The 24653-nt window shown below is 67.1% G+C and carries 14 protein-coding genes and 4 pseudogenes; 3 read left to right on the top strand and 15 right to left on the bottom strand.

The window, feature by feature from the left end:
- Positions 1–11 precede the first annotated feature (11 nt).
- The 7 genes and pseudogenes from tssG to NCR38_RS25995 form a co-directional block, all read right to left on the bottom strand.
- Positions 12–1109 carry a type VI secretion system baseplate subunit TssG gene (tssG, locus tag NCR38_RS26025; RefSeq protein WP_250477794.1) on the bottom strand — a complete coding sequence of 366 codons (1098 nt, stop codon included), beginning with the start codon at positions 1107–1109 and terminating at the stop codon, positions 12–14.
- Entirely contained in the window at positions 1106–2953 is a 1848-nt protein-coding gene (gene tssF, locus NCR38_RS26020; RefSeq protein ID WP_250477793.1) for a type VI secretion system baseplate subunit TssF, read from the bottom strand. The genes tssG and tssF overlap by 4 nt, the downstream gene beginning before the upstream one ends.
- A gap of 7 nt (positions 2954–2960) precedes the next feature.
- The gene (gene tssA, locus NCR38_RS26015) at positions 2961–4541 is read right to left on the bottom strand and encodes a type VI secretion system protein TssA (protein WP_061116262.1); all 1581 of its coding nucleotides are present in this window, start codon (positions 4539–4541) and stop codon (positions 2961–2963) included.
- Positions 4538–6541 (bottom strand): annotated as a pseudogene (locus NCR38_RS26010) (ImcF-related family protein); the annotation flags it as partial. The gene tssA and the pseudogene NCR38_RS26010, both read right to left, overlap by 4 nt.
- Positions 6534–7730: pseudogene (locus NCR38_RS26005) on the bottom strand (type VI secretion system Vgr family protein); the annotation flags it as partial. The pseudogenes NCR38_RS26010 and NCR38_RS26005, both read right to left, overlap by 8 nt.
- A 256-nt stretch (positions 7731–7986) precedes the next feature.
- Positions 7987–8181 (bottom strand): hypothetical protein, encoded by a 195-nt coding sequence (locus tag NCR38_RS26000; protein WP_250477792.1) that lies wholly within the window; start codon positions 8179–8181, stop codon positions 7987–7989.
- A 115-nt stretch (positions 8182–8296) separates the two neighbouring features.
- A pseudogene (locus NCR38_RS25995) lies at positions 8297–8593 on the bottom strand (phosphopyruvate hydratase); the annotation flags it as partial.
- 377 nt (positions 8594–8970) lie between these two features.
- Between NCR38_RS25995 and NCR38_RS25990 the strand changes: the two are divergent.
- The 3 genes from NCR38_RS25990 (at position 8971) to NCR38_RS25980 (ending at position 11724) form a co-directional block, all read left to right on the top strand.
- A complete protein-coding gene (locus tag NCR38_RS25990; protein WP_250477791.1) occupies positions 8971–10008 on the top strand; it encodes an SGNH/GDSL hydrolase family protein in 1038 nt (345 codons plus the stop codon).
- Positions 10009–10192: 184 nt separating this feature from the next.
- The gene (locus tag NCR38_RS25985) at positions 10193–10819 is read left to right on the top strand and encodes a dihydrofolate reductase family protein (protein WP_061116255.1); all 627 of its coding nucleotides are present in this window, start codon (positions 10193–10195) and stop codon (positions 10817–10819) included.
- Between the two features lie 122 nt (positions 10820–10941).
- Positions 10942–11724 (top strand): DUF4239 domain-containing protein, encoded by a 783-nt coding sequence (locus tag NCR38_RS25980; protein ID WP_061116254.1) that lies wholly within the window; start codon positions 10942–10944, stop codon positions 11722–11724.
- 188 nt (positions 11725–11912) lie between these two features.
- Here NCR38_RS25980 and bcsR read toward each other — a convergent pair.
- From bcsR to bcsZ, 8 genes and pseudogenes are all read right to left on the bottom strand, one after another.
- A pseudogene (gene bcsR / locus NCR38_RS25975) lies at positions 11913–12095 on the bottom strand (BcsR/BcsP family cellulose biosynthesis protein); the annotation flags it as partial.
- Complete coding sequence (bcsG, locus tag NCR38_RS25970; RefSeq protein WP_061116253.1) at positions 12092–13657, bottom strand: cellulose biosynthesis protein BcsG; 1566 nt, start codon at positions 13655–13657, stop codon at positions 12092–12094. The gene bcsG and the pseudogene bcsR, both read right to left, overlap by 4 nt.
- Before the next feature lie 57 nt (positions 13658–13714).
- Entirely contained in the window at positions 13715–16405 is a 2691-nt protein-coding gene (bcsA, locus tag NCR38_RS25965) for a UDP-forming cellulose synthase catalytic subunit (protein ID WP_250477789.1), read from the bottom strand.
- Entirely contained in the window at positions 16402–17166 is a 765-nt protein-coding gene (gene bcsQ / locus NCR38_RS25960) for a cellulose biosynthesis protein BcsQ (protein ID WP_061116252.1), read from the bottom strand. Before bcsQ ends, bcsA begins: the two co-directional genes overlap by 4 nt.
- Positions 17163–17384, bottom strand: coding sequence for a hypothetical protein (locus NCR38_RS25955; protein WP_061116251.1), 222 nt, complete (start codon positions 17382–17384; stop codon positions 17163–17165). Before NCR38_RS25955 ends, bcsQ begins: the two co-directional genes overlap by 4 nt.
- 13 nt (positions 17385–17397) lie before the next feature.
- Positions 17398–19332, bottom strand: a complete 1935-nt coding sequence (gene bcsE, locus NCR38_RS25950) for a cellulose biosynthesis protein BcsE (RefSeq protein WP_250477788.1) — start codon at positions 19330–19332, stop codon at positions 17398–17400.
- Positions 19333–19406: 74 nt separating this feature from the next.
- Complete coding sequence (locus NCR38_RS25945) at positions 19407–23375, bottom strand: cellulose synthase subunit BcsC-related outer membrane protein (RefSeq protein WP_409219310.1); 3969 nt, start codon at positions 23373–23375, stop codon at positions 19407–19409.
- On the bottom strand, positions 23375–24601 hold the full coding sequence (bcsZ, locus tag NCR38_RS25940) for a cellulose synthase complex periplasmic endoglucanase BcsZ (RefSeq protein WP_409219309.1): 1227 nt from the start codon (positions 24599–24601) through the stop codon (positions 23375–23377). The genes NCR38_RS25945 and bcsZ overlap by 1 nt, the downstream gene beginning before the upstream one ends.
- Positions 24602–24653: the final 52 nt, after the last annotated feature.

Genomic DNA, 24653 nt, shown 5'->3' with positions numbered 1-24653 from the left:
TTGCTGGTCTTTCAGGCGGCGCGATGTTGCAGATACGGATTGTGCTGCGGCGACGGAAACGCCTCGCACACGCCCAGTTCCACTGTGATGACGCGCTCTTGCTGCGCGGGCAGCACGACCGTCCAGCCGAGACGCGGCGCGACTTCGGTCCGCTGCTTGCCCACCGCCGGTTCCGGCGCGAAGCGCGACGACATCTGCATACGCAGATGAACGTCCGCCTTGGTGCCGATATAGAGCTTGAGCAGCGCCATGACATCGCGATGCAGCCATGCGCCGGGCAACAAGTCCCGCGCCTGCTGCGCGTCTTGCGGGGCGAGCGTTACGCGCACCGCGCGGCTGCGATAAGGCAGACGCTTGCCGAGGACGTAGGCACCGCCGAGACCGCCTCGCTTGTCGCTTTCGTTCGAGCGTTTCGCCGTCAACGGCTGCGCCTTGCCCGCGCGCCTGGCCACCGGCCAGAATTCATCGACACGCACATCGATGCCCGGCGCGCCCAACGCCACCACGCCCGCCAGTCCCTCCGGTGTACGCGTGCGCTGGATCATCAACCCGAGCAGCGCCAGCGCGCGCGCATCGGGCAAGCCCGATCTTGCGGGCTTGTTACCCCATCCGAGGCCCGCCAGACACAGCAGATTGCGCGAATGCGCATCCGCGCCGCCGTGGCGGAACGTCTCGGGATAGCGATACTTCTTCCACGCGCGGTACAGCAGCGTGACGATGCGGTGATTGAACTGATCGAGAAACGCTTCGACCGCTTCGTGTCCTTCCTCGCGCTGGACGATATCGTCGAGGTAGTGCGTGGGCATCACCGCGTCCACGCCGTATAGACCCATGAAGGTCGTGCGCACGGTCGGCGGCAAGGGGGCGCTGTAGTCGTCGTCGCTGTCGTCGAACTCGACGCCTGCGATCTCGCCCGCCGGGAAACCCATCCGTGGGCGTGGCCGGAATCGCACTGGCTCGTGTTCGGGCGTGTCACGCTGGCCGAAGCCCGGCTGATCCGGCGCGCGTGCTTCGAGCAGCCTGCACAACTGCATGAAGTTCATGCGCGGGGCGCGCGCAAGGAGCGCCGCGACCAGGGGCTCGACGTCGGGAATAACGCGCGGCTTCATAGCGGCACCCGATGCGTCTTGCTGCGCGGCCAAACGATGCGCGCCTGCGTCGGCAGGCTCACGATCGCGAGCTTCGTGAACAGATTGACCTCGGCGTACAGCTCGAAGAAGCGATGCAGCAGTTCGCCGAAGAGCATCACGTCGCCTTCGCCCGAGAACGCTTGCGAGTCGAGCGTTACTTCGATCAGCACGCCGCGCTCCACCGCCCCGCCCGTGACCTCTTCGAGCAACTCTTCCGACACGTGCAGGATGCCCTCCAGACGCCGTCGATTGAGCTCGTCATTGGTCCAGTCGTAAAGCGCGAGGGCGCCGCGCAGCACTTCCGCGTTCATCATCGACAGGAAGTTCGGCGCCAGATGCGAGAGCACGCGCCACTGGAAGCGGTCGCCCGTGGGCGGATACAGCGGCAGCGTCGGCGCGATGAGGTTCCTCACGCCTGCCACGTTCGGCGTGCTTTCCGCGAGCTCGTCGAGGCGCGCTTCGCGCATACCCTTGCGCGGCAACATGCCGTTCGTGCCGGTTACTCTCAATGACACGCTTTCCTCGGGCAAGTCGTCCATGGCTTCCCATGCGTTGCCGCCGAGGATCAGCCACGTCTCGTGCAGTCCATCCATGCCCGGGCGCACGCGTGTATGGAAATACCGTTCGGGCGATTCGTGCCGCAACATGCCGCCGCGATGCCGGAAGGTTGCGAACGGCACGTACTCGTATCGCTCGGAGGTGAGGTGATCGAACGCTTCGACCGCATCGACCGAATAGGTTTCGACGTGCTCGCCCTGATGCCCTGCCGGCACCACGCGATACTCGGTCTCGTGATAATCGATCACGACCGGCTCAGCATCCAGTTCGAACAGATTGATGACCGGCGTGCAAAAGAGCCTGACGTTGTCCTTGCTGAAGCGCTGATCGGAAGGATACGTCTGGTCGAGCACGATCTCCAGTTCGAAGTGCGTCGAATTCTCGGGAAGCGCGTCGAGGTCGAGCCCGCACAGATCGACGAACAGGAACTTCTCGCGGAACGTGAAATATTCGAGCAGCAGTTGATAGCCGGAGAACGCGGCATCGGACTTGGGCCACAGGCGTTCGCCGGGCGCGAAACCCGCCGGTTCGATCGTCACGCCAGCCAGCGGCAGCGCTTCACCATCGCGCACTTCGGGGATGCGCCATTCGATCGCGTGCACCTGACGCGTGAGCGCGAGATGCATGGCAAACGCCGTCGGCAGATCCGCGCTCAGGTGCAGGCGCAGGCGCGAGAGATCCGTTTCCTTGCGATTGGCCGAATGGTCCAGCTCGAAGGCCAGGCGAATCACCGAGCGGCCATCGTGGCGCACCGACGGTCCTGCGCGCAACAGCCGCAACGGATGCAGATCGACCGGCTGCGTCGTGCGATACAGACACTGCACGGTCTTCGCGGACGAGCCGTCGCTCGAATCCTTGCCGACAGGAATCGGCGCGGAGCGCACCGCGACGCCCGCCGGCACGTGCTCGGTGCGTTGATGTTTCTCGCCGAGCGGACTCAACTCCACGATCGAAAGCGATGGAATCATCCGCAGGTAGTGCGGCCACAAAAGGCTCACGAGGCCTTCGGTGAGTTCGGGCAATTCGTCGTCGAGCTTTTGCTGAAGCCGCCCGGTCAGAAATGCAAACCCTTCATAGAGGCGCTCGACATACGGATCGCGGTCGCCGACGCGATCGAGATTGAGCATGCGTGCACGGTCCGGATGCGCGCGCGCGAATTCGCGGCCCGCTTCTCGCAGGTAGCGCATCTCGGCTTCGTAGTAGCGCAGGACCGGGTCGGGTTGAGCCGCGTCGTTGTGGACGTCGATCGATGTGTCTTTATTCATTGGGTTGTTACGACAAGGTCAGGGCGCGCGCCGGGTCGAGCACGGTCAGTTCGTTACGCAATTCGTTGACACGATTTGCCAGCGCAGTTTTGTCGGCGTCCTTGCGCGTGGCTTGCGCCTTGAGCGCACGCATCAGTTGCTGCTTCACCTCGAAGATCAGCGCCGGCTCCCAACGGGTGAGCGGCAACGCGTTGGCAGCAATGTCGAGTTCCGTCAGGAGGGCGAGCGCCGTATCGACGCGCCCGGCGTTGTCCGCGACGCGCGCCATCACGAGCCGCTGCAAATAACGATGGCGCTCCGTTTTCATGCCGGGCAGCGCCTCGAGCCACGCGAAAGCGGCTTCGATGCCCTCGCGCGTCGAGAGATCTCGCGCCTGCGCCTCTATCTCGGGCCAGTCGCTCGTCGCGCCGTCCTGATCGGCGGACACGGGCAACGTCGCCACGCTCTCGCCCGCTTCCAGATCGCGCACGACTGCGTGCCGCGCGATCCATTCGAGGGTGGTGTCGTCGGCGAAGGGCGTGCCGTCGTTGAAGGCGAGCCGCTCGATGCCGGGCAAGCGCTCGAGAAAGAGGGCGAAGTCGGCGCGCAGCAGATCGCGCCATGCGGCGTAAGGTGCGCCCACGTTATCCAGCGCCACGTGCTGGAAATATTGAAGGTCGAACCACAGGTGATTGACGCCTTCCATGAATGCGCCTTCGACGCGTTCGAGCAGTTCGTTCCACTGCTTCTGCAGCACGAGCCGCTTGAATTGCTGGCGGATCTCGCTGCGCGGCGGCACGAGCCGCGTGCGTGCGCTGGCGTCCGCGGGCGGCACTTCATGCAGCGTGTCCCAGCGGATGCCGCGCACGAGCCGCGCCGATGGCAGATAGCCGTTCTCCTGATCGCGCAGCCAGGCGGCCATCGTGCGCGCCTGATCCAGCAGATCACGCGTGGAGGCGATCGGGCCCGATGCCGGCAGCGTCGAGCTGACCGGAATGGGAGCGGTCGCGCTCGGCTCGGCGCTCTGGACCGCATCGTCCTTACGCTCGAAACGCGCGACGAGCGTCTGCAGATTCGGGCGCGCAGCGTCGTTCCACGCGTTCGTGCGCCCGACGATCACATCGAGCGCGGCGATCGCGCGCGCCAGATCGGCGGGTGCGAATGCGCCGCGTGCATCGAGCAGATCGAGGATGCGCGTCGTCGCGAGCATGTCGAGCGCGCCTTTCTTCGCTTCGGCGCGCGCGGGGTGAAGCGCTTCGCCGAAACGATCGATCAGCGCGGCGGCGAGCTCCAGCCCGTCGGCGAAACCGGCCGTGCCGTCCTGGCGCAGGCGCGCGAACGCGTAGAAACCCGCGACGCGCAGATCCTTGCCGACATCCATGGTCAGTTGCTCGCAGGAGCGGATGATCAGGACGTCGTCGATATCGGACAGCTTGCCCGCTTCATCCTTCAGCTCGAAAAAGGCGTCTTCGTAGCCAGGGTCGCGGCCGACAGCGACATCGCCTGCCAATGGCGTGAGCCATCCGCTCCATGCTTCGAGTCGCGCACGGTTCATTTGCTCTGCATCGCGCGACGGGAGCAACGTCTTCAACAATCCAGCCAACATCATTTCGTCTCCGGCAAGGGCACGCCGACCTTTTGCGCGGCGGCGAGCGCGCCCGGCGGCAGAGGCGGAGGTGTCGGCCCTGTTGGTTTGTCTGCAGCGGTCTTCGTCACGAAGATCCGCGTGGGCAGGGTGAAGTGACGCAACTGCAGCACATTCAGCGGCCCTGCGTCCGCCTCTGCACGCAGTTGCACCGAAAGCGGCGGGCTCAGCCCCTGATCGGGCATCCATGACAGCACGTAACGCGCGTTGTCCTGCTGCGTCACCCTCGCGCGTTCGAACAAGCGAATCAGCGCGAAGCGGCCCTGCGCGTACATCGTCGAGCGCAGGCCGCCCTCCTCCGTTTGCCATTGCAACTGAGCGTTGTTGTCCAGCGCCTGCCCCGGCCACTCGAAGGGCACCCACTGCTCCATCTGGTTGAAGTAGTGCAGCTGTTGTCCGGATGCCACGAGCTTCATGTCCGTGATGCCCGGCGTGGGCACGCCGCGCAGTTCGAAGCGTAGGCGGGCGTCGCCCGTAGGAAACAGCACGGTTGAGACACGCGTGAGCGTGTTGAGCGCCGTGAGGAACGCTGGATCGAGTGTCAGCGCTCCCTGGTTCGCGCCCTGTGCGGGCACCCAGTGATCGCCCTGGAGTTCGATCACTCCCGCTAGTTGCGTCGAGACGAACTTTGCAATCACGCCGTTGTCGATGCGCATGAAGCGCGCCATGTCCGGCAACGAGGCGTCGTTGTCCGAGTTCGCGAATGGATAGCGCCCGCCGAAGGCACGATTCCAGTCCGCCAGAATCGACGTGCGCCAGATGTCGTTCAGACTTGACGAAGCGGGCTGCACGACGACTTGCCATGTCTGATCGAGCGGCGCTTCGAAGAGCTTGCCAAAGCCGGACCATTGCTCGCCGAGGCTGGCCGCCAGACGGCTCGCGTAGTCGCGGCTGTCGGCGATGTCCGACGTCTTGCCTTGCAGCACCGCCTGGGCGGCGGCGCGCGACATCGCGTCGGGGTCGGCGCTCTGCATCATCTGCTGCGTCTTCAGGCGCATCGCCGTCACACGTTCCAGATAGCGAGGGAGGCTCAGTTCACCCAAGGCGGCGGTCTGTACGGACGTCTTGCCGTTCGCGGGCACGGGCGCGGTGAGATCGGCGCCGGTCAATCGCAGGATCGGACCGAACGCCGCAGCAAGGGGCGCGAGTTGCGGCTGCGCCTGCTTGGACGGATCCTTTTCGTCTTTGCCAACCCATGACTGGGCCTTCGAGATCAGATTGTCCGACAGCGATTGCGTCGAGGCACCCGCGCTCGCCTGATAGACGACTGCGTTCATGAGCGCGACGAGCGGCGAACGCTGAGGATCGCCCAGCAGCGTCAACTGATCCACCGTGCCCGACAGCGATGACGTGCTTTGCCAGCGGATGCTGTTCAGGAACTGCGCCCAGGCACGGGCGTAGTCATCGAAGTAGCGTTGGCGTAGTTCGGCTTTGAGCGTAGAGGGCGCTGTGTTGTCGATCTTCGCATCGGACAACACCCAGTCGCCTGTGACGGTGCGATGTTCGCTCGCTTCGTCGATTGCTTTCGGGATGCGCTCGTCCCATGCGGCGCGGGTGAATACGCCGGCGACGGTGGCCGTCGTGTTGAAGAGGCCGCGGCTCGGGTGATCGCCCAGGAGCGTCGCCAGCGTGATCGGTGGGTACTTCGGTTTCGCTTCCTCAATGATCTGCTGGTAGATCGCATCGGTCGAGTTCTGCAAGCCCCGCACCCCGACGATCGTCTGACGGGCGGACGCCACAAGTCCGACGTCTGGCGTTATTGCAGTTGTCGCGTCGCGCTTCAGGTGGCTCGCATAGAACGCAATCACATGCTGGCGCACGTCTTCCCAGGTGCCGGGCGTGATCGACGCATTCTGAGGACGCGCCGGTGCGTTGGTCGCCAGCAGTTGCGTGCTCAGGAACGCGGCATCGGCGTGCTCGGGATGCGCGAGCATCAAGTACGTCTTCAGCGTGTCGTAGGCAGCTGTATTGGTATTTTCCGGGAGAATCGACTCGTGCCGGAAGAATGCCTTCGATCTTCGGTTGCTTGACCGAGTCGATGCTCGTGCGCCACCGACGATCCGCCGGAATCGCACGGAACGCCGTCCAGTACGACGTGCCACGTCCACCACCACAGCGGATCGACGTGACGAACAACCCGTGCGGCGCATCCTTGGGATTCACGTCAAGCCCCATCACCTCGCCTACTTCGAGCGAGAAGGGATTGCCCCGGCCCCGGTAGCTGATCTGCGTGGCCAGATGCTCTTCATGACGCCGGCGCGCGATTTCGCGACCTTCTTCCAGCGTCTCGTAATGCTCGCCCCAGTGGTTATCCACACCATCCGTGGTCTTGTCGCCGGGCGCAGCGTTCTGCTCGACCAATAGCGACACATCCGACTGACGATGGTTATAGTCGTTCAGTTGAATTGCTTCAGGCACGCGCTGCGTGATGGTCCGTAGAGACCGAATGGACTCCGCACCTGCGCTTTCCAAGCCCGAATGAGAGCGCAACGGCACGACACGTTGTTTGCGGGCGTACGCATCCAGATCATCGCCAAAGATGATGACCGTGCGATCGTGCTTCTGCTCAAAGCGGAACCAGATCCCCGATTCAGCGCAGAGCCGTTGAATAAAAGCGAATGTGGTTTCGTGAAACTGAGTAACGTATTCGAATCGCTTGTATTTGCCGCGCAGGCTCTTGAAATCGAAATCGACGCCCAAGCGATAGCCGTAGTGGCGCAACGTGTCAGTGATGATCTCCACCACCGATTGTTTCTGAAACAGCCTGCTCTTCCTCGCTCTCGCCAAATCTGCGATCTTGGGCACGAGCGTGGCACGATACCGCGTCTCGTCGGCCGATGAACCGAGGTTCTCGAAGCGCTGGATAATGCCGTGAGTCGCGTACTTCAACGGCATCTTGCTGAAATCTTTCCAGCGCAACCCGAACATCTGCTCCAGATAACCTTGCGCTGGATCGACAGGTTCGATGGTGAACGTCGCGGGTCTGCCTACAACCTCATCCATCGGAATGTCGGCAGCGGGGCTCGTGAATTCGATTCGATATTCATACAGCGCGCTGATGTCTGCGCGGCCATTGAATCGAAGGACCGAAATCGGCCCCGGTTGCGGCTTGAGGGTCAAGCTGTATGCCTGACCCGGTACGACCATCGACATGCGAAAGAAGCTCCCTGAAGTGGCGCCGTTTAGCGCCGGGAATTATTACCCAAAAATGCTCTTTCAGGATGCTTCGAAATCTCGCGGTCCGAATGTTTTGCGAAGGATTACATACGATTAAAAACTCGTGGATATTACGGGATCTTCAATTTTCAGAATAGTCCGAATCCTTTCCGGTGAGCGAGGCGCCCCTGGAGTTCTGCGCCATGCGCCTCGGCAATGGAAGGCGCTTCCCGCCCGCGCAACGCGCAACCCTTCAGCCTCGAAACAACACCGACGCACAAGCAAACCTCGCCGGCGCATCCCTACCATCCTCGATACGAATGCCGTCGTTCCACGTCGCCATGCGCTCGACCCGCGAGAACGCTCCGACATTCAACTGCCCCGCGTTCCAGCCGGTCGCGAGGTGGACTATCGTGACGTCCTCGGTCTCCCCCGATCTCGCTGACACAATCGACGCATAGCCGTTTCTTCGCGCGGCCTCTAGCGCGGCGAGCGTTTACGTTCGTGGCGGCTTCATCGACGAGCGCGGCGCGCGTAACGAGAAAGTCGTCGCCCACGATCTGCACCTTGCTTCCCGCCGCGCGCGTGAACGCGATCATGCCCGCTTCATCGTCTTCCGACAGCGGGTCTTCCATCGAGACGATCGGGTATCGCTCGATCCACTTCAACAATTTTTCGATCATCGCGTCGGTGTCGAACCGGACGTCGTCCAGCCCGAGCGTGTACTGCCCGCCTTTGCCGAACTCCGATGCGGCAATATCCAGAGCGATGCCCACGTCCGCGCCCGGAACGAACCCCGCCGCTTCGATCGACGCGACCAGCACGTCCAGCAACACCGGCCCGGCCGATCCCAGCAGCATGTTCTTCGGGCTGACATCGCCATGAGTGAGCGCTTCGCGCGTGCGCGCCGTCTCATGGGCCAGGCGAAGTCGGCGCAGCAGGTGCGCCAGCGCGCGGGGGTCGTCAGCAAGATCGATACAGGGATCCGCTTTGCCGTCCTCGCGGCCGGAATCCGAACGAGCCGTCGGCCAATGGTAGCCGAATCGCTCGCCCGTTCAGCGAGCCATCAACGCTCGAAGCGCCCTCACAGCACGCGCATCGGTTCCGTCGGCGCGGCGTGGCACCCGTGGCGCATCTTTCTTGCTTAACGATGGTCGAGGCCGCCACTCACGCGCGCCCGCGGCGAACCGCCACCGAGGGGCAAACCCGCCCCGGCCAAGGGCGGCACGGAGGAGCGATGCGTCATATCCGAATCACACCCGGCATTCGTCACGCAATTTCTGCCGCGCTGATTGCACTGCTTACCGCATGCGGCGGTGGAAGCGACTCGGGCGGAAGCGACTCGGGCGGAAGCACTTCGTCGGCACCTGCGGGCGGCGTCAAGCTGCAGGTCGTGGCGTTCGGCGACAGCCTGTCGGATGTCGGCACGTATGCGCCCGTCGCGAGCGCGGTCGGCGGCGGCCGTTTCACGACGAATCCGGGCCAGGTCTGGACGCAGGACGTCGCGCAGTATTACGGCGACACGCTCACTGCCGCGTTCACGATCGACCTCGGGCACGAATTGAAGCCGCAAAGCGGATTGGGGTACGCGCAAGGCGGATCGACGGTCGCAACACCTGCCGACCAGAATCAATTCCTCACCGACGTGATCGGCGATGTCGAAATGCCGGTCAATCAGCAAATCTCGAGCTATCTGTCCGCTCACGGCAGTTTCAATTCCGGCCAGCTCGTGCTCGTCTGGGCCGGCGCGAACGACGTCCTGCGCGCGGGCAGTCCGCCCGCCGCAAACGCGACGGTGCAGACCGCGGCGACCACGCTCGCGCAACTCGTCGCGAAGATCGTGCAGAGCGGAGCCGCGCATGTCGTGGTGGTCAACGTGCCGAATATCGGCGTTTCGCCCGATGGCATCAAGTCGTCGGATGGCGGTGGCAACCTCACGCAACTGTCGCAGCTTTTCAATGCGACGCTGAACGCCGCCCTGCAATCCAACGGTCTGCAAGGCAAGGTCATCGTGATCGACTCGTACGCATGGACCACGCAGACCATCGGGAACTATCAGGCCAATGGATTCACCGTGTCCAACACCGGGCAGGCCTGCGACGCATCGAGAACTCCGCACGACACGTCGCTGCTCTGCTCACCGGCGACCTACGTCTCGTCGAATGCGGACCAGACCTACATGTTCGCCGACAATCTTCACCCGACGACGCGCATGCATCTGCTCTTTGCGCAATACGTCGAGCAGCAGCTCGCGGCGAGCGGGCTCGGGCACTGACTCGCGCGTGAGCGTGTTTCGCCGCGCGTCGAAAGCGAAAACCCGGCGCGGCGAATCTCGATGAAGAGCGCTCGCGATTCGATATCTCGCGGCTGCGCGTCGTCGACCCGATAGCCTGTCGATTTCCGGCGCTTCGTTCGTCGTCTATAAAAACGGATCGCGTCCGCGAACATGGAGAACGTTCATGCGCAAGCTCATCGTTTCCGCTTTCATCAGCCTGGATGGCGTGACTCAGGCCCCCGGCGGCCCGACAGAAGATCCGAGCGGCGAGTTCCGTCTCGGCGGCTGGATCGTGCCCTACGCCGACGAAGCCATCGGCGAGCACGTGCAGAGCCTGCTCGCGCAGCCGTTCGACCTGCTGCTCGGACGTTGCACGTACGACATCTTCGCGTCGTACTGGCCGCACGTCCCGGCCGATTCGAAGAGCCGCACCATTGCCGAGGTGCTCAACCGTGTCGCGAAGCACGTCGCCACGCATCGGCCCGACGATCTCGACTGGGAGAACAGTCGCGCGCTGCAAGGCGATCTCGCCGACGCGGTCCGCGCGCTCAAACGACAGGACGGCCCCGACCTGCTGACCTTCGGTAGCGGCGACATGGTGCGTCAACTGCTCGCGGCCGGCCTCGTGGACCACCTTTGTCTTCTGATCTATCCCGTCATGCTGGGACGCGGCAAGCGCATGTTCGGCGACGACGCCCACGTGTCCGCGTTCACGCTGGCGCATTCGACGCAGACGCCCGGCGGTGTGCTCATCACCCGCTATGTCCGCGACGGCGAGGTGCGCACGGGCACGTTCGAAGACGCCGAGTGACGCACGGGCCGTCGGCCGCGCGGGCGTCGAGCCGGCCCCGCTTGTGATTAAATGTGCTTTCTGTTTGGCCGGGACGCCGTGAGGTCTGCGTCCATTCGTCGTGTGTCCGCGGAGCGCGCCCGATGACGAGCACCTGGTTGCATAGCCTTCCCTTATGGCAAATGACCGTCGTCGTTTTCGGCGCGGTCGGCATCGTGGGAGCGGGCATCCACTTCGTGGGCCGCCGGCTCGCCGCGAGTGGGCACCGGCGGTCGTTCACCGCGCTTTCGCCCGGCCTGCTTTCTCCGATCGGCGTCATCTTCGGCCTGCTCATCGCCTTTACCGCCGCGCAAGTCTGGAACGATACGGCGCAGGCCAACGCCGCCGTCGACACGGAAGCCGGCGCGCTTCGCTCCGTGGTCGTCCTGTCCGCCGTTTTCCCGGAAGACGCGCAGATGCGACTGCGATCGCTGATCCGCGAATACATCGAGTACACGGCCACGATCGAATGGACGTCGATGGCGCAAGGCGCCGCCACGCTGAAGATCAGCCCGCCCACACTGAACAAGGCGCTGCAGTTCACGCTCTCGCTGCCGGCGAACACGCCCGGACAGCAGACCGCGCAGCGCCAGGTGGCGGTGTCGCTCGAACAGGCGCTCGAAGCTCGTCGCCAGCGCATTCTGGTGAGCCGCTCCGAAGTCAGCGGCGTCAAGTGGCTATGCCTGAGTTTTCTCGCCGCCTGCCTCGTGTTCGCGATCGCCCTGATTCATTGCGAAAACCGCCTGACGTCCGCCCTCGCGATCGGCCTGTTCTGCGCGAGCCTCGCCACGACCGTGTTGCTGATCCTGTCGCACGACCGCCCGTTCTTGGGCGCGATAGCCGTGTCGCCCGATCCGCTTTGGCAGGTCATCCCCGAGGATCGGTGACGGCCGCCGATGGCATGAATAAAGACTCTCCGAATTCGCAGGCCGGTTCCATGCGTCGGACAGTGTTCGACTCATCCCTGCCGGGTCGCTCGTTCCCGTCAAGGGCAGGCTTCGGAAGCGTAAGGGACGGGTGTTCGCGCCGTACCTTCTTCGCGCGGGGCAAGCGCTTTCTGCGCCGCGGACGGCGGCGCGAGCCCCATGAGCCGCGCAAGCACGGGCCAGCGCTCGAGCGCGCCGTGATATTCATTCTGCGCCTGCGCATCGAAATAGCGCCCGGCATCGAACCCGCTCACTTTCCTGGCGAGCGCCGCGACGTCATGCACGCCGCGCGCCTGCGCCTGAGCGTCGAGCGTGCCGGTCTCCGCGCTCATTTCTGCTCCACCCATACGCCGTCCGGCGTCTTCACGACATAGCCCGCCGCCGTTTTCATCACGACGGTCCCTTCGTTCTCGCCGATCATCTGCGTCTGCGGCAGACTGGCCGCGTATTGCGACAGCGTCACGCCGGGCTTGAACGGGCTGTTCGACACGAGGTTCGACAGCAGTTGCGCCACCGCGAGGAAGCTCGTCGGCTGATCGATGACCGTCGTCGGTCCGTGATCGCCGTTAAAGCCCACGAGACGCACGCCGACCGGCCCGTGCACGACGCTCGGCGTCGGAATCTCGCGCAGGCCCGCGACCTGGTTATTGTCGCCACGCAGCGCCGCGCCATGCTCCGGCACGAAGACGATCACCGCGCGCCGGCCCGATTGGCTGACGAGATCCGCGAAACGGTCGAAGTCGCTCATCAGCTTGTTCACGCGAATCGGATAGGAATCCAGGCTCGACAGCTTGCTGTCGGGCAGGCGGTTACCGTCGTGCAGGCTGATCGTGTTGTAGTACAGCGCGACCGGCCCCGGCACCTGCGCGCGCTGCGCATACCAGTGGGCGAGCGTCCCGTAATCGTCCATGATCGGAGAGCCGTCGAACGCGTGCATCGCGACCGGCACCGACGTATTCGAGATGAACGGCACGTTGGGCACGCCGAGGTTGTCCTTCACGACCTGCGTGAAGTTGTCGAAGTGGCCGTCGTGATTGAACGCGACCTGCGGCGTGAAGCCCGCTTGCGCGAGATCCGCCATCAGATGGCATTGCGCGGGCGTGTCCTTGTACAGGTCCGCGTGCGCTTGCTGGCCGCACGACGCGCGCAGCACGCGGATTGCCGCCGGGCCGCTGTAGCTCGCCGCCGTGCTGAAGTCGGTGAACAGATAGTCGAAGTGCGACAGCATCGGATGATTGCGCGTCTTCGCGACATCGAGGTCATCCCACGAGAGCGAGCAGATGTGCAGCACGATCACGTCGAATTGCGACTGGGGATCGGCGGCGAGATGGCCGAACGCCACCTGGCGCGGCGCCTCCGTCTTGCGGAACGCGGCGAGCGTCGCCTCGTAGTCGGCCGGGCCCGCGGGCTGACCGTTCGCCTGTGCGGCCGCGACGGCCGCCGCGCCTTGCGGATTCGCCTGCATGCGCGCGAGCACGGCGTTCGCCCCTTGCCACATGGGCAGCACGACGAGCGCGATCATCACGAAGGTCGCGACGCGCAGCCAGCGGTTGACGATCAGGTACGCGACGAAGACGCACAGCCCGACGCCGAGCACCATCGGCGGCAGAAAGCGCGGCAGCAGTTCCATCCAGTAACCGAAGCTGAAGGTGCCGAGGTTCCCGAACTCCTCGATCACGCGCGCGAACGGCGGCACGTTTGCCTCGCGGTACATGAGCGGCAGGCCGATGGCGAGGCCCGCGACGAGCCGCAACGCGCGCATCGCACGCGAGCGCACCGGCGAGCTTGCCGCGAGCGCGACCGCAAAGCCGATGTTCGCAAACCACAGCGGCTTCAGGTGGCCCGTCGAAAACAATGCCAGCTTGATGATGAAATACAGGTTCCAGAACGTCATCGTCGAATTTTCTATGCGTTTGTTCGCAGCTGTTCTTCGGCACGAACGGCCGAATCTTTATGGCGCGCGTTCCGGCGCGAGTCTTGCCGCGAGCGCGCGACGCGCGCCTTCGAACAGCCGAACGTAGCCTTCGACTCCCATCAGCAGCACTTCCTTGAGCCCCTTGAGCGGTGCGTCCTCGTCGGTGCGCTCGTCCCAGTCGAGCCACGCGTCGGCGCGCCCGAACGTACATTGCACGAGGCGCCGTTCGTCCTCGAGGCTCAGCGCGTCGAAGCGCACGCCGAGATGCGAGCCTGCGCTGCGCGTCACGCGCACCGGAAAGTGGAACTGCCGCTCACCCCGGCTCACGACCACGCCGAGCGTGTCGCCCGGCTGCAGCGGCAGGTCCGCATCGACGACGAGGCCGAGACCGCCGGTCGAGTAGTCGCTCGTGCTGCACGCGAGCGTGCTGCCGTCCGGGAACACCAGCGTCGCCGGCATGCGCATGGCGATGCGGTGCGTGACGCGCACCTGCTTCGCCTCCCGCGCGACGCTCACCGCCGCGCCGAGCATCGCCAGGTTGTAGATGGTCCAGAACACGTTCATCAGGATCGTGGGGCCTTCGTCGCCCGCGCCCGACACGAGGCGTAGCAGACCGAACGCCATCGCGAGCGCGTTCACGCCGAGCAGCACGAGATAGGGCTTGCTCATCGCCCAGTCGATGTAGGTCTCGTCGATGCGCCCGCCCTTGTCGGTCACGTTGAACTTGCCGTGCTTCGGGCTGAAGAACGCGATCGTGGTGGGCAGCGCGATGTACCACGCGAGCACGGACTCGTACACCTCCGCCCAGAACGAATGACGGAACTTCCCCTGCATGCGCGAGTTCGCAATATTCGCGATGACGATATACGGCAGCACGAAGCTCGCGATGGTCGTCGCGGCCGCGTTGATGAAGTACATCCCGAAGAAGAGGTACCACATCGGCATCGTCAGGAAGACGAGACGCGGGATGCCATAGAAAAAGTGCAGCATCGCGTTGCCGTAGCAAAGGCGCTGGAAGAAGCCGAGCCCGCGGCCGAGAAACGGATTGTCGATGCGGAAGATCTGCGCCATGCCGCGCGCCCAGCGCGTGCGCTGCTTGATGTGGCTCGCGAGGCTCTCGGTGGCGAGGCCCGCGGCCTGCACGGTGGGCAGATACGCGGTGGTGTAGCCGCGCCGGTGCAGCTTGAGGGCCGTATGCGCGTCCTCGGTCACGGTCTCCACGGCGATGCCGCCCACCTCTTCCAGCGGCGCGCGCTTGATGACCGCGCAGGAGCCGCAGAAGAAAGTCGCGTTCCACAGGTCGTTGCCGGCCTGCACGAGCCCGTAGAACAGGTTGCCTTCGTTCGGCACGCGGCGGAACGTGCTCAGGTTGCGCTCGAACGGGTCGGGCGAGAAGAAGTGATGCGGCGTCTGCACGAGCGCGCATTTCGGATCGGCGAAGAAGGTGCCCATCGTCGCCTGCAGGAAGGAGCGCGTCGGCACGTGATCGCAGTCGAAGATCGCGATGTACTCGCCCTGGGTCTTCGCGAGCGCGCGGTTGATGTTGCCCGCCTTGGCATGCTGGTTGTCGTCGCGCGTCACGTAGCCGATGCCCGCCTCGCGCGCGAGCGCCTCGAACTCGGGGCGATGGCCGTCGTCGAGCAGGTAGATGCGCAGCTTGTCCGCGGGCCAGTCGATGCCCTGCGCGGCGAACAGCGTCGGCTTCACGACGGAAAGCGGCTCGTTGTAGGTCGGAATGTAGACATCGACGCTCGGCCAGTCGGCGGGGTCGTCGGGCAGGGGCGAGACGGCACGCGCCAGCGGCCACGCGGTCTGGACGAAGCCGAACAGCATGACCATCCACGTATAGGCTTCCGCGCCGAACAGCGCATAGCCGACGATGGCCTCTCCCGGCGTGCGGAAGTCGAGCGTCTGCGTGGTGCGCCACCAGACGTAGCGCACCATCACGAGCAGCGCGAGCGAGGCGAGAATCAGCACCGGCATGCGGCCCGGCAGGCGGCGGATCATCAGCGCGATTCCGGTCAGCACGGCGAAGAACACGAACTGGCCGCCTGCGGCGAGCGGCGATGTGCCGACCACGGTCCAGAGCAGCGCGCCCGCCGCGACCACCGCCGGCAGCACGACACGTGCGCGGCCGACGCGCTTCGCGCCGCCTTCGAGTTCGTCGCCCCAGCGCGCCCAAGGCAGCGCGTCGAGCAGCGCGCCGGCGCGCCGGCTGATCCACACCAACGCATAGACCCCCGGCGACAGAATGCGCTCGATGCGGTCCAGCGCGGCGCGCACGCGCTCGACCATCGACAGCGTGCGGGCGCGCGCGCGCGGCGGCCGCACGAGCGCGCGCAGCAGCCATTCGCGTGGACGGCGCACGTCGATGACGCCCCACTGCGCCGCCCAGCGCAACACGAACGCACGCAGCAGCACGCGAGGAAGGTCGCGCCGGCCCGCGCGCGGCGGCTTGAAGAAGAGGCGCACGCACCAGTCGAGCGGCGAGCGTTCGTCGGGCAGGCCGAGGCCGCGCGCGATCCAGCCGACGATGCCGCACCGGGCGACCCGCCGCAGCAGCTCGCGGGCGATGTCGCGCCGGCCCGCGCGAGGAGGCTTGAAGAACAGCCGCAGGCACCAGTGGAGCAGCGAACGCTCGCCGGCAAGACCGAGACCGCGCGCCATCCAGCCGATGATGCGCTCGCGCAGGCCCGCGCTTTCCTGACGCCGGTCCCCGCGCGTCATGACGGCTCGCTTGCGGTCAGCGCGGGCAGCCAGGCATCGACGTGCTGCGCGAGTCCGTGCAGATCGTGCGATGCCTGCGAATGCGGCGCTTCGTCGAAAAGCCAGCCGCCGCGTGCAAAAGATTCAGGCATCGCCGCGTCCAGATGGATGCGCTGCGCGACGGGCGCGCCGGCCGCGACGCGCAGCATCGCGAGGACGTCACGCTGCATTTCGCGCGCCGGATTCAGCCGGTTGACGACGAGCTGCACATCGGCGCACGACTCGCGCAGCGCGGCAAGGTGCGCAACGAGCGTTGCGCACGCGGCCGGCTCGGGCGCACAGATGCACAGCACGAGATCGGCGGCGCGCGCGGCGTGATCGGCATGCGGCGACGGATAGCGCGGCGTGTCGATCAATACGATGCCCGTGTCCGCGAGCCCGATCTCGCCGGTCGCGCGCGCGAGCCATTGCGGGTCCGCGGCGAGACGCGCGGCGCTCGCGGCGGCTTCGTCGAGCGTGAGCTGTCCATGCGGCACGAAGAGCACGCCTTCGTCGTTGCGCCAGGTGCGCTCATGCCAGGCGTGCGAGGCGTCCGTCAGCGCCCGTGAGATGCCTTCTCCCGCGAGCGAGTCGAGGCCGAGCCAGGCCCCGAGCATGTTCTGCGGATCGAAGTCGAGCGCGACCACTTCGCGTCCGAGGCGCGCGAGCAGCACGGCGAGCGAGGCCGTGAGCATGGTGCGGCCCGCGCCGCCGGTCGTCGAAATCAAGGCGATGGTTTTCATGAGCGGGCCTCGGCGCTATCGGCGACGGGCGGCGCATCCGCGTCCGGCACGAGCCGCGCGTCGAGCGCGACGGCTTCGATTCGGCAGGGCACCGCGTCGCGCGGATCGAAACGGCGCACGGCGGCCATGCCGTGGCGCACGCTGCCGCGCTGCCATACGATCCATGCCGGCACGCCGGCCAGCGCGCCGAGCAGAACGGAAATCAGCAGAATGTCCATGATGGGGTCCGGTTCAGTTCTTCGACGCGGCGAGCGGCATGCGCGCGGGGACCGCGCGGCGTGTGGCCGGTGCACGCGCGTCGCCCTGCGTGGCTTTCGATGCCTCGGTCTGGAGCGCCTCTTCGAGTGCACGCAGTGCCTCGCGCGCGCGACGTACCGTTTCCGGCTCGTCCTCGCTTCGCGTCTGCGTTTGCGACGCGGGCACGGCGTGCGCGTCCGGCGCGACGGCCGCGGCCGTCCGGAAGAGATCGCTGTAATCGGCGGCGGGCACACGCCGGCTGGACGCTTCGAGCGCCTTCAGTTCGGCCGCGATGCCTTCGTTCGACAGGTACGCGATGTCGGTCGCGATGCGCGTCACGGGGCCGCCGAAGATGCGCGCGAGCGCGGCGTTGGCGTCGGCGAGACGGCACGCGAACAGGAACACGTACAGATGCGCGGCATCGGCGGTAAACACATCGCCCGCACGGCGCGGCTTGCACTGGGCAAGCGCGTCGACATGTGCGAGCGTGGCCGGCAGCGTCAGTCTGACGAGCACGTGCGGCAACCGCAGCACTGCGCCACGAGCGACAGCGCCTTCCACGTGCGCGCAGAACGCGCTGACGTTCAGATAACCGGTCGCCGTGCCGGCAAGCGACGCGGCAAGCGCCGTGCGGTAGTCGGAAACCAGCGGACGCGTATAGAGCTGTCCTTGCAGCGACTGGAGCAGCGATTCGATGCGCGAGAACGGCACGTCGCGCGCGACCACGAGGTTCGCGCCGAGGCTCAGCATCAACAACTCGTACTGATGCCGAAGCACTTCGCCGCGCTCGACCACCGCGATCTTCAGCGCCCGGCCGCACGTGTGCCTGAGCGTATGCACGGCCGCACACAGCGCCTCGAGTTGCGCGCCGTCCCGATGCGCCAGCACGACCGTCGCAGCGCGCGCGCCCGCGCAGGCAGCGAGCACGGCGTCGTGGCCGTCGAGCACGTCCCACTCGCGCGGGACCCAGGGCTCCTCGCCGACCACATCGCGGCTCACGACCACGCGCTGCTCGTCGCGCGCGATGAGCGTCGCATGACTCGCCTCGCCCTGCTGCTCGGGCGACGCGACGCTCAGGCGGCCGTCTTCGGTGAAGCGCAGCGCATGCATGTCGCCGGTCACGAGCGCCCGGCCGGTGCGCCAGAAGTCGACTTGCCAGAGCAGCTCGCCGTGCGTGCGCCGCACGCGAGCCGCGCCCGCGCACGCGCCGTTGAGGGCGCTGCGTCCGGTCGAACCGGCGGCATCGTCCGGGTCCTGATGTTCGCCGGTGTCGGTATCGGCATCGCTCGCGCCGGCGTGCGGGCCGAGCAGCAGCACCATCGTGATGCCGCGCGCCGCGCACCAGTTCGCCAGCAGCCGTCCTTCGCGCGCCAGCGCATCGGAGTCGCGCCAGGTGAACCAGCGCTCGGCGCCTTCGACCAGATAGAGCGCATTCGAGCGCAGGCCGAAGCGTTTGAGCGCGCGCAGCGCGCCGAACAGGCGCGCGAGCGCAAGCGGCGGCGCACCTTCGCCGTCGCGTCCGGGCGTTTCGCCGGATGTGTCATCCGGCATCGCGAGCACGTTCAGGCGGCGTGGCCATCCCGGCGCGGGCTCGCCGGAGAAGCCGAGTTCGCGCAACCGGGCGGCGGCCTGCGCGCGTTCGCGCGCGAGCACGACCGTCACGTGGCGCGTGTGCGCTGCGCGCGCGCTGGCCCAGACGAGCGCATCGCATTCCGGCGAGCGCGGCGCGACATGCACCGTATAAAGCGCACCCGGCGCGAGCGTCGCGAGATCGTCGGGCAGTCCATCGACGGCAAGGCGGCACGGTGCGGGCTGGCCACCCCCGAGGCGCGCGCGGACGAGCCGGAACAGCGCGGCGAAGATGCCGGTTCCGGTTCGTGAAGGCGAGGCGCTCGATGCGCCATCGGGTCGGTTGGAGTCGTTGCTCACTTAGGTCCGTTCCTGCAATCCCTGACGCGCCGCGCGCGCCCCGGGCGTTATCCGAAGCATGTTTCGCCGCCCGTCTAGTAACTCGAATAGAGACGCACCGGCGTCGGGCTGATCCGGAAATCGTCCTTGCGCGCGGAGAACGCGATGCGCGCGTAGATCATTCCCGAGCTCGGCGCGTAGTCGTGCGAATGGTCGATGTTCAGACGCGCGCCGACCACGAAATACGGATTCACGCGGTACTGCACGACGGCGGCAAAGCCGTAGGAGAAACTCACGCCGTTCGTCGAGCTGCCGCCGAACACGTTGTTCGACTGGCTCGCAGCAAGCCCCGCGACCGATGGCAGGCCGATCGGAAAATACGGCGAGTCCTTCTCGTACGCGTTCGATATGCCGACCGTCGCGGTGACATCCCACGTGAAATCGTTGCGCCGCCCGATCCATTCGACCGGCACGCCAAGCGACAGATAGCGCTGCGGGCTGTAATAGCCGCCCTGCCCGTAGGTGTAGTAGCGCAGGTTGTCCGTGTAATGCCAGACGTTGCCGACGAGACCGGTCAGCACGCGCATCGTCGCCTGTCTGAATATCGGCACATTGAAGCCGGTCCTGAGGATGAACTCCTGATTGCTCGCGACGTTGCGCCCGGTCAGCTCGCCCACGCCGATATCCGCGAAGGTGCTCACCGCGCCGATGTCGGCGCCTGCGTGCATGTCGATGCCGTCGCGGCGCACGCCGCCCCAGGTCGTATGCGTGATCGGATCGGTCAGGCCCGCGTACGACAGCTCGCTGCTCGTCACGGGGCGGCGCGATGCCGAAAAAGACAGGCTCGCCGGACCGGCGTCGAACTTGTAGCGCACCCCGCCGACGAGGTAATGCACCGGAAAGCCGATCGGCGTCGAGCCGGCATCGATGCGCCAGGCATCCGAGGTATAGCCCACGCCGCCGCCAAGACCGTTGGCGTGCTGATGCAGGTCGCCTTCGGTGACCGGCGAGGCGTTGAGGAAGGTCTGCAGCGCCTGGGGATTGCCGTAGTAGGCGGCGGTCGTGCCGAATGTCTGCGCCGTGTAGGACAGGCCCGTCGTGGTGAGCTGCTCCGGATGGAGGAGCGCGTCCGCCTCGAGCGTGCCCGCGTCGAGATGGACCGCATCGACGTGCGCGAAGAAGTGCCCGTCGTAGCGATACGGAATCTGCACGTACACCGGAACCTGCTGTGCGTGATACGCGGAGACGCCCGCATCGCCGGACTTGTACGCGGGAATCCACGCCGTCTCGACTTCCGGATTGCGGCGCTGATCGAGATCGTCGAGCGCGGCCTGGCCCGGCGTCGGGCGGATCGAACCGGCCGGCGTGCTGAAGCCCGCGCCCGATCCGATGCCCGCCGCGCGCTCCTGCGCGAGCGAGAGCCGATACAGCGACGCGGCGCTGTCGTACTCGCCGAGATCCTCGGCGACGCGGCCCGCCTGCACGGTGACATCCGGGCGCGCCGGATACGCGACGCGCAGCGCCTCCGTGATTCCGCTCGCCTCCCGCGGGCGGCGCAGCGCGGAAAGTCTGCGCGCGGCCGAGAGGCGCGTGTCGATATCATCGGGCGGCGCGGCGTCCACCACGCGGCGCACGATCGCGAGCGCCTCGTCGTGCGCGCCATCGTCGCCGAGCACGCGGGCATACGCGAGCTGCGTCTCGGGATCGTCGGGCATGCGTGCGAGCAGCGGCTCAAGCGCGGCGCGCGCCTCGCGATTGCGGCCCTGCGCGCGGGCGAGGTCCGCGACTTCGAACGCGTAGCGCTTGTCGCGGCGGCCGGCGTCGCTCACGGTCTCGAGCACCGAACGGGCGCGGCCATAGTCGGCGGTTGCGATCGCATCGTCGGTCTGACGCAGCGCGAGGCGCAGCGCCTGATCTTCGAGACGCTCCGACTGGCGCGGCGTGAGCCCGCCGTCGCGCCGCAGCGTCGCGTGCAGCGCGGCGAGCGCATCGTCCTCGCGCGTGCTGCCGAGCAGATCGCCATAGCGCAGCCGCACGTCGGCGTCGGTGTCTTCCGGATGCGCGGCCATCCAGTCCGCGAGCAGCGCGAGGCCGCGTTGCGTCTCGCCCTGGTCGATGTAAAGGGAGCCGATCGACGCGAGCATGTTCGGATCGTCCTGCGCGAAACCCTGCGCGCGCCCGAGCGATACGCGCGCGGCCTGCGCGTCGCCGCGGGCGAGCGCCGCGCGTGCATCGGCCAGCGCCTGTTGCGCATCGAGATTGCGGGCGAAGGCGCGCATCGCGTCGCTGCGCTCGGACTCCGGCACGGCAGCCAGCGCGGCCTGTGCGCCCGCGAGATCGTCGAGCGAATTGCGGTACAGCGCGCTCGCATAGCGCATCTGGGCGCCGGGCGCGCGTGCGAGGCCGTCGTCCATCACGGCGCGGCCGAGTTGCGGCAGGCCGAGGTTCTGATAAAGGCGCGCGAGCGCAAAGCGCGTCCAGGGCTGATCCGGATCGGCGCGCAGCGACGCTTCGTACTTTTGCGCGGCCGGACCGTTCTGGCCCTGCGCGGCGAGCTGCTGCGCGTCGCTCGCGGCAAGCTCGGCGCGCATCTGCGCGAGGCTGTCGCGATCGCCGGCGGCGGTGAAGCGGCTTTGCAGCGCGTCGATGAGCGCCTCGACCTGATCGCCGCGTCCGGTGCGTTCGAGCAGCGTGCGCGTGCTGCGCAGCGCCGACAGGCTCGGCTCGCGGTCCGCGAGCTGTGCGCGCAGGATCGGTTCGGCGGCGCGCCAGTCGCCCTGCGCGAGCAGCGCGTCGGCGAGCAGCAATTTCGCGTCGGCGCTGGCCGGCTCGACCGAGAGCGCCTCGCGCGCGAAGCGTTCGGCGTCCTGCGGTCTGCCCGCCCCGGCCGCTTCGCGGCCTTTCGCGAGCGTGCCCCAGAACTGCGCCGTGCGTGCGAGGTTCTGCCACTTGGCGCGATTGTCGGGCGCGAGCGCGGCGGCACGCTCGAAGAGCGCGCGCGCCTCGTCGCGATTGCCCTCGCGCATGCGCACCAGACCGAGGCCGCCAATGGCGTCGGCGTCGGCCGGACGTGCGGCGGCGGCGCGCGCGAGCAGCGGCGCGGCCGCGGCGAGATCGCCGCGTGACAGCGCAGCGAGCCCGCGTTCGCGCGCGATGTAGTCGGGATCGCGTTCGAGCCGGCGTTGGGCCTCGATGCGCGCATCGAGCTGATCGGCGCGGTCCCGGAATTCGGCGTCGTCGGGTACGAGCACGAGGTACGCGCGCAACGCAGGCAGATACGCGGGGTCCGCGCCTGCCTTCTCCAGCACGTGACGCCAGACGTCGAGCGCGGCGGCACGGTCGGTGTCGGTGCGCGTCGCGAGATTCCATGCGATGCGGTTCGCCTCGGCGCGTGTCGCCTCGTCCGTGCCGAGCAGGCGCGCGAGCGTCTGCGCAGCGTCCGTGTCCGCGGGATCGGCCGCGACACGGCGATGCAGCGCGTCGAGCGCTTCCCGGCGGTGCGCGGGCGTCGCCGCGATGATCTGCCAGTACTCCGCGCCGAGCGCGCCCGACGGCGCGCCGTGCGGAAAGAGCAGGCCCAGGCGGCGCGCGGCCTCTTCCGTCTGGCCACTGCGCGACAGCAGGCGGATGGTCGCCATCTCCTGACGTCCGTTCACGGCGACGCGATATTCGTCGGCGGCCTGGTGCGTGATCGCAGCGTCTGGGGCGATTGCCTGCATGCGCGCGAGCGCCGTCTGGGCCGCCTGAGTCTTGCCGAGGCGCAATTGCGCGCGCACGCGCTCGGCAAGCAGGCGCGGATCGTCGGGCGCGATCAGCAGCGCCTTGTCGATCGCCTGCAGCGCGAGATCGTCGCGATGCTTGTTGCCCCAGACGCGCGCCGTGGCGTAGAGACGCGCCGCCATCGCGGGCATCGGCGCGAGCGTGGGCGCGGGTGCGGGTGCGGGCGTCGTGGCTGGCGGCTGCATGGCGTGCGCCGGCATCGCGAGCATCTGCGTCGCACAGACGACGCTCGCCGACGCGAGCGCCGCGCTGATCGCGGTCCGGTTCAGCCTGGGTCCGTGCATCATCTGGCGGCTCCGCATTCGGATGCCGCGCTGTGCAGCGTGCCGTCGGCCGCGAAGCTGAAGCGCCCTTCGCGCCAGCCGAGGCCGAAGAGCATCAACACGCTCGTGTAGTAGCCCGGCGCCGCTTCGTGGTCCGCGCGCGCCGCCTGCGCATCCGCGAGTGCGCTCTGGCCGCGCGCGGCGAGAAACGGCACGGCGGCGGCGGAGAATCCCGCGTTGCCGTCGTTTTCTCCCGGCGTGCCGGTGCGCGTATCGACGCGCTCGGGCGGCGCGCCGTGCCGCTCAATATACGCCGCGAACGGCGCGAAGCGTTCGAGCAGTTTCGTTCGCGCGTCGTCGTCGGCGGCGAGCATGCCCGCCCACAGATAGACGCGGATCGCGTTGTAGGCGCTCTCGGCCTGGGTCTGCTCGTCGGGGGCGAAGCCTTTCGCGCGGTAGAGCGCCCAGTCGGGCGAGAACCCGCGCGGCGCGGTATCGATCAGCATGCGCGCGCTCGTCGCGGCGAGGCGCGGCCAGCGCGTGTCGTCCGGCAGGTGCGCGCCGATACCGCGTATGACTTGCAGCGGCGCGTAGCTCGGATTCACGCGCCAGGTATCGGCGGCGGGATGAAACCCCGCCGGCCCGGGCAGCAGCGTGGGCCCGAGGCCCGGCAGCGTGGCGGCTTCCTCGTCGAGCACGCGTTTCGCGAGCAATGTCCCGCGCGCCGTGTAGCTGCGCTCGCCCCACGCGCGGCCGGCTTCGAGGAGCGCGTAGGCGATCCACAGATCGGCATCGGATGCGGCGTTGGCATCGAGCACGCGGAACTGGCCGGCTTCGTCGCGGCCCCACAGCCACGCGGGCAGGTGCGAAGCGAGATCGCCCTGCGCGAGTTCGTGCTCGGTCCAGTGCAGGATCGTGTCGAAGCTCGCGCGATCATTGGCGACGAGCGCGAAGAACAGCGCGTAGGACTGACCTTCGGAAACGGTGCGTTCGTCAGCCGAGCCGACGTCGATCACGCGCCCGTCCTTCGAAACGAAGTCGCGCCTGAACCGCTCCCAGCGCGCCCACGATGCGCAGACGCGCGGATGACCGGACGACGGCCCGGATGCCGTCATGGCTGCGGCCTGCGCGGGCGCGCCGTGCGGCCCGTCGGCCACGCTTGCCCCGAACGCGTTCGCGCCAGCCGTGCCGGATGCGCATACGATCGACGCCACGCACGCCGCGCGCAGTAAGACCGGAGCCTTCATTCACATGCTCCGGCGGGCGGGACGCGTCATGCGGCGCGAGAGAAGAACGGTC

The organism is Caballeronia sp. INML1 (assembly GCF_023631085.1).
In the GTDB taxonomy this organism is placed as follows: Bacteria; Pseudomonadota; Gammaproteobacteria; order Burkholderiales; family Burkholderiaceae; genus Caballeronia; species Caballeronia turbans.
The sequence above is the reverse complement of the archived record's forward strand: the minus strand, read 5'-3'. Positions and strand labels throughout refer to the sequence as shown.